Source organism: Vibrio pomeroyi, from assembly GCF_024347595.1.
GTDB lineage: Bacteria > Pseudomonadota > Gammaproteobacteria > Enterobacterales > Vibrionaceae > Vibrio > Vibrio pomeroyi.
In genome coordinates this window covers 1664779-1678439 of record NZ_AP025507.1, presented here as the reverse complement: position 1 = coordinate 1678439, position 13661 = coordinate 1664779, and the positions used below count along the sequence as shown (strand labels likewise).

Annotated in this window: 12 protein-coding genes; 3 read left to right on the top strand and 9 right to left on the bottom strand. The window is 44.7% G+C overall.

Features of this window, described 5'->3' with window-relative positions:
• Positions 1-233: 233 nt before the first annotated feature.
• Positions 234-659, top strand: coding sequence for a hypothetical protein (locus OCV12_RS23345; protein WP_176679853.1), 426 nt, complete (start codon positions 234-236; stop codon positions 657-659).
• A gap of 71 nt (positions 660-730) precedes the next feature.
• Here the strand turns inward: OCV12_RS23345 and OCV12_RS23340 are convergent, their stop codons facing one another.
• The 3 genes from OCV12_RS23340 to OCV12_RS23330 all read right to left on the bottom strand — a co-directional run bounded on the left by OCV12_RS23340 (position 731) and on the right by OCV12_RS23330 (position 5560).
• Positions 731-1129, bottom strand: a complete 399-nt coding sequence (locus tag OCV12_RS23340; protein WP_176679852.1) for a hypothetical protein — start codon at positions 1127-1129, stop codon at positions 731-733.
• Positions 1130-1334: 205 nt separating this feature from the next.
• A complete protein-coding gene (locus OCV12_RS23335) occupies positions 1335-3788 on the bottom strand; it encodes a CHASE3 domain-containing protein (RefSeq protein WP_261887125.1) in 2454 nt (817 codons plus the stop codon).
• A 197-nt stretch (positions 3789-3985) separates the two neighbouring features.
• A complete protein-coding gene (locus OCV12_RS23330; RefSeq protein WP_261886330.1) occupies positions 3986-5560 on the bottom strand; it encodes an EAL domain-containing protein in 1575 nt (524 codons plus the stop codon).
• A gap of 373 nt (positions 5561-5933) precedes the next feature.
• On the opposite strand from OCV12_RS23330, the gene OCV12_RS23325 reads away from it, so the two are divergent.
• Positions 5934-6356 carry a lysozyme inhibitor LprI family protein gene (locus OCV12_RS23325; RefSeq protein WP_261886329.1) on the top strand — a complete coding sequence of 141 codons (423 nt, stop codon included), beginning with the start codon at positions 5934-5936 and terminating at the stop codon, positions 6354-6356.
• Positions 6357-6482: 126 nt separating this feature from the next.
• A complete protein-coding gene (locus OCV12_RS23320; RefSeq protein ID WP_261886328.1) occupies positions 6483-7274 on the top strand; it encodes a carbon-nitrogen hydrolase family protein in 792 nt (263 codons plus the stop codon).
• 96 nt (positions 7275-7370) lie between these two features.
• On the opposite strand, the gene OCV12_RS23315 is transcribed toward OCV12_RS23320, so the two are convergent.
• The 6 genes from OCV12_RS23315 to rbsD all read right to left on the bottom strand — a co-directional run bounded on the left by OCV12_RS23315 (position 7371) and on the right by rbsD (position 13641).
• A complete protein-coding gene (locus OCV12_RS23315) occupies positions 7371-8372 on the bottom strand; it encodes a substrate-binding domain-containing protein (RefSeq protein WP_132744138.1) in 1002 nt (333 codons plus the stop codon).
• A gap of 113 nt (positions 8373-8485) precedes the next feature.
• Positions 8486-9412 (bottom strand): ribokinase, encoded by a 927-nt coding sequence (gene rbsK, locus OCV12_RS23310; protein WP_261886327.1) that lies wholly within the window; start codon positions 9410-9412, stop codon positions 8486-8488.
• A gap of 214 nt (positions 9413-9626) precedes the next feature.
• Entirely contained in the window at positions 9627-10505 is an 879-nt protein-coding gene (rbsB, locus tag OCV12_RS23305) for a ribose ABC transporter substrate-binding protein RbsB (protein ID WP_261886326.1), read from the bottom strand.
• 127 nt (positions 10506-10632) lie between these two features.
• Complete coding sequence (gene rbsC / locus OCV12_RS23300) at positions 10633-11625, bottom strand: ribose ABC transporter permease (RefSeq protein ID WP_009844905.1); 993 nt, start codon at positions 11623-11625, stop codon at positions 10633-10635.
• The gene (gene rbsA / locus OCV12_RS23295) at positions 11622-13127 is read right to left on the bottom strand and encodes a ribose ABC transporter ATP-binding protein RbsA (protein WP_261886325.1); all 1506 of its coding nucleotides are present in this window, start codon (positions 13125-13127) and stop codon (positions 11622-11624) included. The genes rbsC and rbsA overlap by 4 nt, the downstream gene beginning before the upstream one ends.
• A gap of 94 nt (positions 13128-13221) precedes the next feature.
• The gene (rbsD, locus tag OCV12_RS23290; protein WP_261886324.1) at positions 13222-13641 is read right to left on the bottom strand and encodes a D-ribose pyranase; all 420 of its coding nucleotides are present in this window, start codon (positions 13639-13641) and stop codon (positions 13222-13224) included.
• Positions 13642-13661 lie beyond the last annotated feature (20 nt).

Below are 13661 nucleotides of genomic sequence, written 5' to 3'. Positions count from 1 at the left end.
AAGGTTGTATGCGGTAGCTTCGGTTTTGCGTTGCTCACCACTAAAGCGGGCGTTATGTGTCTGATTTATACCTTACGATAAAATAAATTTGCTTTAGTTAACTTGCTTTTAGTGTATAACTCACGCCCATCAGCTTCTTAGCGATGTTGCCCTCAATGGATTTACAAGGGTGTTGTGTGAATGTTGCATCTGTTGATGGATTGACAATGTAAAAATACATCTACCTAATATTAATGAAAAAGCTTAGTCTTACATTTCTTCTTTCTTTCTCTTCAGTTGTCAGTGCTCATACTTGGTATTACTCGCCGGAAAACGAAGTGGCAAATTATAATGTTGATGCTTCTCGTATGGTATCAGTTAGCATTGTCGAAGGGGCGCCGATGATTCAGTTGTTAAACATGTCTGGAATGGACGGTTGTGGCTTTGATAGCAATCCTCCATCTAGTATGGTCGATGCTGTAGTAAACGATAATCCAACGCAAATATTTACGTTTTGTCAGTCATATCAGAGAGTCTATGTTATCGCTACAAAACAGGAGCAACAGTGGGTTATTGGTAACTTATGGAGAGGTCATCCAGTTATTGTATCTACAAATGGTAATTTATTTAAAATTGGTGTTAATAACTTTCAGTCCGCCGTGTCCAATATGAGTTTTTAACACAAGACACGTAACAAACGTTTAAAAATCAATCTAGCCAAAGAGGGCGCCATTAACAGGCGCCCTTTGTATTAGTTGGCAACGCTGTAAGTGTCGTGGTCACGCAGTAAGAATAGTGCGACACAAGCTGCGAGCATTGGCCAAGAGGCAAAGAACAGTAGGTTATTGAACGGGTCCATGTACTTAGCGAAAGAGGCGAAGGTGGAACCTGCATGCAAGACTAGAACCGCGCCGTAGGTGTACTTTTTCCACATGCCTACAACGAACGCGCCTAAAAAACCAAGCTGAGCAACACCCAGCGCCATCATCGCATTCACCGATATGTCGATGCCGTAGAAGCCAGACAACACTTTTACGGCGTGTTCAGGCACTAGGATCTTATCTAAGCCCCAGAACAAGAAGACGATAAAAATGCCGATTCTCAGTAGTAGTAGGCTGGTCGCCAGTTTGGTTTGAAGTGTCTTTTCCATGATATTCCTTTTGTGCACTCAAGATGCGATGAAGTTAAATGTCCATCAAAGGAGACCCATGGCCGTTGGTTTTTCTTTCGCGGTTTTTCAGTGCCTTATGTAACAAGGAATGTCTGGTTGAATAGCTTGTGATTGATCGCCTAAATGGCGGTTTGAGTATGGCTTGTTTGTTAAAAGAAGGTGGGTATCGATGACCCTAACACACCTAACCCGTGCGATTAGGCAGTTGCGGAGCATAAGCCATCATCATGCGCTGAGCCTGATGTTCATTCACTAAGATGCGGTTTATGAGCTTTTGAAGTTGCTCGATGTCTGGCAGTTGCTGATGCCTTACTTGTTTCTCAAGGGTAAGGGCTTGGTGAGAGAGCATTTTTAAGCCAAGGTTCAAAGACATCCCTTTAATGGAGTGCAGGGTTTGCCTTAGCGACTTGATGTTATGTTGCATGTAGTACTCGATGAGTTGGTCTATCGACTCCTCAAGCTCTCTGGATGTGGACTCTAGCAGTATGAGTAACTCATGGTGGTTCTCTTTGAACGATTGAATGACTTCAGATTGGCTTATCTCTTCTTCAGTCAGGCTCAGTTTTTCGATGGGTTCTCGGTGAAGTTCTATCACGTTGCTGCTTAGGTCGATGGTTTTATCGCTGCTGGCTTGTTTGGGAAGGCGAGACGAGAACTGCTGCAGTGCATCGAAGAAGCTTTCTTGTTGTAGAGGTTTAGTCAAAACGTGGTCTGCACCTGCTTCAATAAAGCTGTCATGTGCCTCGCGGAAAACATCGGCAGTATACGCAAAGATCAACGTCTCTAAACCAAGCTGTTGCCTAATAAACAGTGTTGCCTCAATCCCGTTCATCTCAGGCATGTGGTTATCCATTAAGATCAGATCATACTTAGCCGTTTTGAGGTATTCCGTTGCGATTCTTCCGTTTTCAGCTAACTCGACATGGTAGCCGAGGTTTTCACAAAAGCCTTTTGCCACAATCGCGTTAATTCGGTTGTCTTCCACCAGAAGCACATTCAATGGTGTATTGAACGGCTCTGCTGTGCTCATTAGGTTGGGGTGTATGTCGGTTGCTTGGCGTTCTTGCCACATGATGGGAAGCGATACTTTGAATTTAGTGCCCAACCCAACAGCGCTGTTTAGCGTTATTTTTCCTTCCATCAATTCGACAAGCTTCTTAACAATCGCAAGGCCAAGCCCTGTGCCGCCAAACTTTCTGGTGGTTGATGCGTCTGCTTGCTCGAACGAGTTAAAGATGTGCTGATGCTTATCTTGTGGTATGCCGACGCCAGTGTCCGTGACTGTCAGTAATAGTTCGTTCATGGGCTGGTTAAGCTCGGCTTGAATCAACACATGGCCTTCATTGGTGAACTTGGTCGCGTTGCCACCTAGGTTAAACAAGATTTGGCGTAACCGCGCACAGTCGCCAACAATGTCGATGTTATTAGGCACTTCGTTCTCAACAATTAAACGGATACTTTTCTCATCGGCCATGGGTTTGATTGCACTACACACCGGTTTGATGACTTGTTCAAAGTTAAACGGCGCTATATCCAATTCGAGCTTGTTCTCTTCAACTTTAGAGAAATCTAGAATGTCGTTAAGTATGGTCATGAGGTGCTGACCTGAATCGAGGATGACGTTGATGTTCTCTTTGGTTGAGGGCTCTTTGGTTTGAGAAGCTATGATTTGCGAGATACCGAGCACACCATTCATCGGTGTACGTATTTCGTGACTCATGGTTGAAAGAAACTCGCTTTTTGCCTTGGCTGCGGCTTCGGCTTTTTTACGTTCCGCGATCAGTTCCTGATTGGATGCTTCCATCTGGCTGTTACTTCTTACTAGGTTGGTCGCCATTTTGTGGAAGCTGTGGGTGAGCTGCGCTACCTCGTCTTTACCATTCATTGAAGGGGTGCGTTCTAAGGTTGAAGCGACTTGTTTTAAATGGCCTGCCGACACTTGGTTTGCAGCATTGAGAAGGAGGTGAATACGTTTATTGATTCTGTTTGACGACCATGCCACAACAAGCAGCGAAATAAACGTTGAAAATAGTGTTCCCAGAAACAGTACATAGGTGGTTTGGCTTGCGGAATTATCGGATTTTTCGACTCGAACCTGAATGAGTTTCTGCTCAATTTCGATGAACACGGCTATTTCGCTACGAATCTCATCAATGATTTTCTTTCCGGTTTGTTTCTGAGTTAGGTCGATAACATTCTGCATTGTGGTGTCGCCATTACCGACGAGGCTACGTTGAGCGATTTCTTTTTCTCCGGCTTCTGCTAACCATGTTTCGTGAAGAGTATCTATACGTTTTAGTCGTTCAACTTGGGGTGGGTTATCACTGACTTGGTCACTCAAGGTAGTGATTTTTTGATTCCACACATCAAGTGCAAGATCGTAAGGTTCTAGGAAGACAGGATCACCGGTAATCAGGTATCCACGTTGGCCTGTTTCCATATCTATCGCTAGGTTAAGGAGTTCTTGAGCACGAGCAATGGCCTTGTGGGTGTGAACCACCCAATGGTTATCTTCGACAATGGACTGCGTGTTTTGATGGACAGAAAACGAGACGAGAACCATTAGCGCAATAGGGGTGAAAAAGCTGACTAATAGCTTCCATTGTAGGGATATATCATCAAACCAACTCGCAAACATAAAGACACGCATTCCACACACTAAAAACCTATTGTTAGTGTAGGTGAGATTGTTGGGTGTACAAATGCATAGTGTGTGGTTGGGTATAGTAGTTAACTAAAAGTAGAGCTAGGGCACTAAAAACAGGGCTCTAGCTCTATTGATTTGAGGCTTTTGGGCAAGCATCAATGATACACAATATATCGACTGCGCTTAGGCTACTCTAACGCTGTAGCTGAAGGCGATGACGCTGGAAAACCAAGGCTAGACTCCACATGCTGCTGCCTGAGCAAGCTTATTGTTAGGTTGATTGGCATAGGCTTATAAAAGTAGAAGCCTTGGATATAATCGACCCCCAGTTTAGACAAGATGTTCACTTGGGACTCGTACTCAACGCCTTCAACGATGACTTGCATGCCTAAGGTTTGTGACAACTGAAGCATGGATTCCAGCAAAGGGATACCAAGGCTTGATTCGTCTGAAATGTTCTTCACAAACACACGGTCGATCTTGAGAATACTGAAAGGAAATTGTCTCACAAAATCCAAGCCCGCATAGCCAGTACCAAAGTCGTCAATCGCGACTCTCACTCCTAGATCAGCAAGCTTGGTTAAGTTGTTTTTGATCTTCACCATATCCGCATCAGAACACTCGCCATCTTCTGTCACTTCAAAAACCACTTGCTTGAGAATGTCTGGATTCTTCTTGTAGATGCTAATGACTTTGTTGGCGAAGTTACTATTAGAGACAACGTTTCGGCTGATATTGACGCTGATGTATTTTGACTCAAATAGCTCGCGGTGATTCTTCATTGTGTACAGCACTTCACGCAACACAAAGTAGGTTAGGTCTTCAATCAACCCTAAGCTTTCAGCCAGAGGGATGAAGATGGCAGGGGATACATTGCCTTCGATAGGGTCGTTCCACCTGAGCAGCGACTCGCAGCCCACAATTTCAGTTGTGTTTCGGTTAACGATAGGCTGCATGTGAACATGTAGGTGTTTGTTTTTGAGTGCACTAGACAGCGAGTACTCCAAGCTACGCTGGCTCTGTTTTTTATGCTTGAGAGAAAGAAGAATGATGGTGGTTATTCCGGCCATCAAAAAGCCAAACCACAAGTAGCTTAACAAGAAGTGAAGATAATACTGATACCCAATGTATGAGGTGATGGTCAGTGGGTAGATGTTCGATTGTATACGCACTTTGGCAATGGATGCGTCGATATTCGAAGGGTGGATATCTCTTTGGATCACATCAACTTTGGCTTGAATGCCATGATTGTGAAGGTTCGCTTCTACAATGTCATAGATAAAGTGGGGCGGAATCATCAGGCTCACCCCAGCATCTTCCTTATTCGAGAAAATAAGCATGATGGATTGCACTTGGGTGATGGCCGAATTGGAATACGATAGGGTGGTTAAATTCGGATCGTCGTTGAGTCTTTCTCTGATAGTGCTGTAAAGGCGAAACGAAACCTCACCATCGGTGGTCGAGCAGTAAAAACGGTTCTGTTTGTTGAATACGGCTGCTTCTTTTACCCAATCGGCATCAAAAACGTTTTGTCTTAACTCTCTAACAATTGCATCGCAAGATTGGTCTGGGGTGATACCCGATAAAAAACGGTTGAACCTTGATTGGATACCTTCAAGTCGTGTTTCGACGAGCTTTGATGTGTCTTGGGTTAAATTCTGGTAGTGAGACGGTGTAAACGGGATAAGCAATGCCATAGAGAAGAAGAAAGAAATGGCAAAGTAGAATGAAGTCTTGGCAAAATGTTGGTACTTGATATCCATAGTTGGAGAAGCGTTACCGATTGGATGAGCATTCAATTTAATTTATAAATTTAACGATTACGTAGCAATAGTAATAATAAATATTGTGAATACGCGCATGAATTATTGATAAAGATAATATGTTTTCCATTTTTACCAGCGAAATCTTGATGTTATCTCGTTTTTTCTTCGTGGGATTGGTGATATTTTGCATTATTCATACGTATAACAAGCGCTTATATCCCGATAAATTTTGATGTTATTCGCTGAAAGATCGAAAGAGATTTAAATATTGAACCATGTTTAAACTAATTAGCTGATATGGTCACAAGTTAAACAAGGTTATAAGGAAATGTCATCGAACCGTTCACGGGTGACAATATTTAGGATGTTTATGAAAAAATTGATATCAGTAATCGCATTCGCTTTGCTGTCTGGTTCTGTATTAGCAGATGAACAGGCTGTCGATTGTGAAAATGCGATGAATACCATCGAGATCAACCACTGTGCGTCGATTGAGTTGGAATCTGCAACGGTGGAGCTTGATCAATACCTTGAAGCGAGCTTTGAACACAATGCTTATGATGAGGAATTGGTGAGTTCAATAAAGGTCGCTCAAGAGAGTTGGCAAACGTACATGACAGATCATTGTGATTCTGTGTATACCCAGTGGCGCGATGGTTCAATTCGTGGCCTGATGGCACTTTCTTGCAAAACCAAACTCACCAAGCAAAGAACACATGAGGTGTGGGAAAACTTCTTAACCTATATGGATAGCACGCCGCCCGTTTTGCCAGAACCTAAGCTAATGAAGTAGATGACCCGCTTATGAGAGTGTGCGCTTGCTTCAACCATTCGCGTTCGCGTCAGCAAGTGAGAGGGGATTTCGTTACTCTGCCGTTCTTAGTTTCAAGTTTAAGTGTTACCCAGTAAGGATTCGATTTTGGATAGTGTCAGCATTACCCTTATTCAGCTTGAGGTTGAATACAAAAATAAGCAGAAGAACATCGCGTTGGTCTCTGGGCTTTTAGAAGCCGAGATGTCAGTGGGTGATATTACCTTGCTGCCTGAACTCTTCTCGACGGGGTATATTTTTAACGATGCTGCAGAAATTCGTGAGTTGTGTGAAGACTTCACGAATAGCCCTACCATTGATTCGTTAACGGTTTTAGCTGCGAAGCATGAGACGCTAATTGTTGCTGGTATTGCAGAACAAGATAATGGTCAGTATTACAACAGTGTGGCGGTGATTGATGGATCTGGATTGCGCCATAAATACAGAAAAGTCAGCCAAACAAAGTTCGATAAGCAGTACTTTTCGAGAGGTTCAGAGGCGCTAACCTTTGAGCACAAGGGCTTAACGTTTGGTGTTGCGATTTGCTTTGATGTTTGGTTCCCAGAGATCATGAGAGCGTATCAGTCGGTAGACGTTGTTCTTCATCCTGCTAATTTTGGCGGACATCATAGCTTTGCCATTGCTCAAGCGAGAGCTTTGGAAGAAGGGTGTCACATGGTTACTTGTAATCGCGTTGGGCAAGATGTGGTTGATGCGTTTACCGCGACATACTGTGGTGGTAGTCGAGTTTATTCACCAAAAGGCGACTTGATACTTGAGCTGAATGAACAGCAGTCTGTAGAAACGATGGTGATTCAGGATTTGTCTATCGCACCTCAATACAATGGCGTCGATGTGTTAGACGAAATACAGCAAATCGCATCTGTGTTGAATCGCTAAGTAGATAAGTGAAGCGTATTAGGATCGAAAAGGGCAAGGTTATTTAACCTTGCCCTTTGTTGTTTTGATCTGTTTTTAGATGTGTAAGAAGGCACTTTAAATGGCTTTTACGCTGCTTCGTTCAACTAATGTTGGCTCTAACTCAACCACCTGCGGGTAAGCGTCTGGTGTTTGTAATCTGCTTAGCAATGTATCGACAGCCGCTTTGCCTAAACGGTGTTTTGGCTGGTGGACAGTGCTTAACGCAGGTGTCATGTATTTAGACAGGTGGATGTCATCGTAGCCAATGATAGATAGGTCATTCGGAATCGAAGTACCATCTTGAGCCGCTGCGTGAATCACGCCCATAGCCATCATGTCATTACTCACAAATAGTGCACTTGGCATTCCACCACGCGCTTTCAGTGTTTGGTAAGAATCAAAACCGCCATCACATTCGAAGTTAGATTCTACAATCCAGTTTGGGTTGATCTCTAAATTCGCTTCTTCCATCGCTTGCTTGAAACCTTGATAACGAGACGAGGCTTGATTGCGATGAAGTGGGCCTGTAATACAACCAATCTGAGAGTGCCCGTTATCTATCAAGTGCTTGGTCGCCATGTAGCCACCTTGATGCGAGTTGTCTTGAATCTTATCGCTCGCAAACAACATTGGGCCCCAGTCCATCACCACAACAGGCAGCTCTGGGTAACGTTCAAACACATCGATATGTTCGCCTTCAAGGGTAGAACACATCAGCATTAAGCCATCGACACGCTTTTGCAGCAAAGTATCGATAGATGACTTCATGCGTTCGCTGTCGCCCTCGGTGTTACACAAAATCAGGTTGTAACCTTTTTCGTAGCAACGACGCTCAACGCCTTTTACTACTTCTCCAAAGAATGGGTTAGTAGAGGTCGTCACCAGCATCCCAAGGGTTTTGGTTTGCTTCATTTTCAAGCTACGAGCCAATGCAGACGGTGCGTAGTTCAATTCTTTAGCCGCATTGTTAACACGCTCAGCTATCTCTTCACTGACAAAACGTGACTTGTTAATCACATGGCTTACGGTAGAAGTCGAAACCTTTGCAAGCCGAGCGATGTCTTTCATTGTTGCCATAAAAAATCCTTGTGGGAGTAACTTGCCACGTTGCGCGATATTCTGCCTGAAAACAGGGGCTTATGCTTGTAATTTGTTGTTAACGAATCTTAAGGTTAACCGTTAAAAATCAACTAAGAAGACAGTTGCTCTGCTAAAAACGCATCGGTTTCTGCTCGGCTTGGAATAGAGGTTTGAGCACCAAAGCGAGTCACTGAAATTGCAGCTGCGGCGTGAGCAAACTTAATTGCGCGTTCTAATGGCATGTCCTCAAGTAAGCCTGTCACTAATGCGCCGTTGAAGGTATCACCCGCCGCAGTTGTGTCTGTTGCTTCAACTCGGAAGCCAGCGATTAACTCACCTTCACCGTTTGTACTCACCCATACACCCTTCGCGCCAAGTGTGATCATCACAGTCTCGATGCCTTTAGTGTGCAGAGCCAAAGCCGCCTGATGAGCAGATGCGCTGTCGGTTACGGTAACGCCTGTCAGTACTTCTGCTTCGGTTTCGTTTGGTGTAATCACATCAACACAAGCTAATAAGGTGTCCGATAGTGGGCGAGCAGGGGCAGGGTTTAGAATCACGCGAGTTCCGCTCTCTTTTGCGGTTTTTGCTGCGTACTCAATGCCTTCAATTGGCGTTTCAAGTTGAGTCAGCAGGTACTTAGCTCCGCGAATCTTTTCTAGATGTGGTTCGATTTGATCGCAAGTCAGCTTGTTGTTCGCTTCTGGAGAAAGACAAATGCTGTTTTCACCCGCTGCTGATACTTGGATCATCGCGATGCCAGTCGGTGTGTTGTCTGCCACGATAACACTGTCGATGTTGATGCCGTCTTTAGCGAAGTCTTGACGAATGTTGATACCAAATGGGTCGTCACCGACACAGGCAATAAAGCCGATATCTGCGTTTAATCGCGCAGCAGCTACTGCTTGGTTTGCGCCTTTACCGCCAGGGATGACCTGATAGTTACCGCCAATCAAGGTTTCCCCCGGACGAGGGAACGAAGGAACTTGCAGTACGTGGTCAGCGTTAACGCTACCTAAAACAATCAGTTGAGTCATGATACGAGCCTTATGATATATCGTATTTGAAAATGCATGGGTCTTTCTCATTACGTTAATTCTCGTTACGTAAATTGCACGCCTTGTTAGCGGCTTATGAGAAACAGCGATGCACTGTCGGGTTTTGCTTTTTGTTTGAGTCAGTGAGCTAATGAGTTAATCAAAGCAGGGAGATAGGGGACTCCCTGCTTTATATCGCGTTACCTAGTAACTATTACTTAGCGATGATTTTTAGAGGTACTGGTACGTACACGTCAACTGTTTCGCCTTTCAGTACTTTGTCTGCCATTTCAATACCTAGAGAACCGATTAGGTCAGGTTGTTGTGCTACTGTAGCGCCAAGTAGGCCACGGTTAACTGCTGCGATGCCGTCGTCTGTGCCATCAAAGCCAACGATCATCACTTCTTTACCTGAAGCTTGAACTGCGCGAAGTGCACCTAGTGCCATTTCATCGTTCTGAGCGAATACTGCTTGTACATCTGGGTTAGCTGCAAGTAAGTTTTCCATTACGTTCAGACCTTTAGTACGGTCGAAATCAGCAGGTTGGCTTGCAAGAAGCTCAAGGTCGCTGCCGTTTACTGCGTTCATGAAGCCTTCACCACGTTCACGAGCTGCAGAGGTACCAGCAATACCTTCAAGTTGGATTACTTTCGCTTTTTCGCCCACTTTTTCCATGATGAAGTGACCTGCCATTTCACCACCGATTACGTTATCAGAAGCGATGTGGCTCACTACGTCACCACGGCTTGCGCCACGGTCTAGTGTTAGTACTGGGATGTTTGAACGGTTAGCCATGCGAATCGCGTTAGACACAGCATCTGAATCTGTTGGGTTGATCAGGATTGCCTTAACACCACGAATGGTTAGATCTTCAATGTTCGACAGCTCTTTGCTTGGGTCGTTTTGAGAATCCAGAACGATAAGCTTGTAGCCTAGCTCTTCAGCTTTCGCTTCTGCGCCATCTTTCATGGTTACAAAGAATGGGTTGTTCAATGTAGACAGAACGATTGCCATTGTATCTTGAGCCTGTGCAGACACAGATACCGTTGTAGAAAGAAGAGCAGCAGAAATAAGAGTCGCTAATTTTTTCATGGTGTAAGTCCTTTGTGTAGGGTGAACTAGGAGGTGAGTCCTAGCTCGTTGTTACATTATTTATAGATTCTAATATTTAAAGGTAAAACAGGGTGTTACTTGTATTAACCTAGAGTGTGAATAGGTTTTATTTGTTTTTGTTGTCGACCAATACTGCCAGAAGAATAACCACTGCTTTTGCAATCATCTGGTAGTAAGAAGATACGTCTAGTAGGTTTAGGGCGTTGTTTAGGAAGCCGATAATCAATGCACCAATCAATGTGCCCATGATGCGGCCACGACCGCCCGCTAAGCTTGTTCCGCCAAGAACCACGGCTGCGATAGCGTCTAGCTCATAACCCATACCTGCGGTTGGTTGAGCCGATGACAAACGAGATGCCACGATGATGCCTGCAACCGCTGCTAACAGACCACAGATTGCGTAAACACCGATTTTTACTTTGTCTACGTCGATGCCTGATAGGCGAGTTGCTGATTCGTTGCCGCCCAGTGCGTAAACGTAACGACCAAAGCGTGTGTGGTTAAGTAGGTACCATACCGCTGCGAATACCACGACCATGATCCATACTGGAACTGGGATGCCCATTGCGTAGCCTGTACCGAACCAAGCGAATGCGTCTGCTGTGTCGGTGAAGCCTGTTGAGATAGGACGACCATCGGTGTAAACCATGGTTACACCACGAAGTAGTGTCATGGTGACAAGCGTTGCGATGAAGGCTTGAACCTTACCCTTAGCGATAATCACACCACTGATAGCACCTAATGCTGCGCCAGCTACAAGAGCGGTTGGTACTGCGATCATCACAGGGATTTCCATGCCAATCATGCTGGCTGCGAACGCACCACAAAGCGCCAGTACAGACCCGACACTCAAGTCGATACCAGCGGTTAAGATAACCAGAGTCATACCCACAGCGATGATTGCGTTAACCGAGGTTTGACGCAGAATGTTTAGGATGTTGTCGACAGTAAAGAAGTTCGGGTTTAAGAAAGAAACGACAACAATCAAGAAGATCAAAGCAATCAATGACTTTTGATCAATCAGCCACTCTTTGCTGATTAACGGTTTCTTCTTTGGCGCTTCAGTTTCAGTTGTTTTGCTCATGGTTTTAGTACTCATGCTGCGTCCTCGTTGATCTTTTTACCGACCGCACACGCCAGTAATAATTCTTGGTTTGCTTCTTTAGCATCAAATTCACCGCTTACACGGCCTTCATGCATCACCATGATGCGGTCACTCATTCCTAATACTTCTGGCATTTCAGAGGACACCAAAATGATGCTCATGCCGTCGGCTTTAAATTTATTAATGAGTTGGTAAATTTCTTTCTTAGCACCGACATCGACACCACGGGTTGGTTCGTCGAGAATCAGTACTTTTGGTTTTGTCATCAAGCCTTTAGCGATAGCGACTTTCTGTTGGTTACCACCAGAAAGGTTGCCGATGATTTGCTCGCGAGTAGGGGTTTTGATGTTGAATAGCTTGATGAAGTCATCCACTGCGATCACTTCGTCTTTGTGTTGGATTTGGCCGCTCTTAGTCAGTAGATCCAGTGAACACAGAGACATGTTCTCTTTCACTGAAAGCCCAAGCACCAAGCCATCGCCTTTACGGTCTTCAGAGATGTAAGCAATACCATTAGCAAGACCATCTTTCGGGCTTACTGGGTTAATGGTTTTGTTTTCTAGGTTGATAACGCCGCGCTCACTTGGAAGGGCACCGTAAATCACTTTCATTAATTCAGTACGGCCAGCGCCCATCAGGCCAGATACACCAAGGATTTCGCCACGCTTTAGAGTAAAGCTCACGTCATGAACGCCAGAGCCAGTCAAGCCAATCACTTCAAGGCAAGTCTCGCCAAAGCCAGAGTGGATTCTTGGGTATTGCTCATCCAATTTACGACCAACCATCATTTCGATTAGGCCATCTTCATCGGTGTCTTTTACTTCACATTGACCAATGAATTTACCGTCACGAAGCACGGTGATGTCGTCACAAATCTCAAAGATCTCTTTTAAACGGTGAGAGATGTAAACAATGCCGCAGCCTTCATCACGCAGTTCGTTAATCACTTTAAACAGAGACTCAGTTTCAGTATCGGTTAGCGCATCCGTCGGCTCATCCATGATGATGACCTTAGATTCAAACGATAGGGCTTTCGCGATCTCTACCATTTGTTGCTCACCAAGACTTAGCTGACTTAGAGGTGTTTTAGAGCTGTGTTTTACGTTTAAGCGCTTAAGTAGCTTGTCTGCTTCTTGGTACATCTCGTTCCACAAGATGCGACCCATGGTGCCCGTGATTTCACGACCTAAGAAGATGTTCTCGGCGATGGTTAACTCAGGGATTAGGTTCAATTCTTGGTGAATGATACTAATGCCTGCTTGTTGAGAATCACGCGGCCCTTTGAATGCAGCAGGCTTTCCTTGGTAGGCGATAGTACCGCCGTCCAAGTGATAAATACCTGTCAGCACTTTCATGAGGGTTGATTTACCTGCACCGTTTTCGCCCATTAACGCCATTACGCGTCCCGGGTAAACGTTGAGGCTTGCCTTATCCAGTGCTTTCACACCAGGGAAGGCTTTCTCAATTGAGCTAAGTTCTAAAATGGCTTGAGTCATGTCGGTTCCTTTACTCGGGGCCAGTTGTATTTGATTGTTCTGTATATGTATGTTTTTCAGTGGTGACACTGAGCTGTCGTGCGTTTTACTTAAGTTAAAAGGTTACGCCAGCTTGGAAAATGACATTCGCGTAAGGCGTGCATTCACCTGTACGAATCACAGCGCGGCTATCATGTGTACGCTGCTTAAACTCTTCATGAGTGATGTAAGTAATCGAAAGTGGTTTGCCACAACGCGCTTCTTCCGTTTTGATTTGATCAATCAGCGCTGCGTGATGTTCAGGGCTGACTTCCGCGAATTCTTCTGCAATCACAACGCCTTCAATTTGAGACTCATCAAGCATGGTTTTCACTGTTTGGGCGAAGCTCGGCACACCGTGAGTCAAAGCAAGATCAATACGAGTTACATGATCCGGAATCGGCAAGCCTGCGTCACAAATCGTGATTTCATCTGTGTGGCCAAGAGTCGCCACTAGGTAAGAGAGTTCAGAGTTTATTAGAGTACTTTTTTTCATATCACGACCTATCGAAAAAT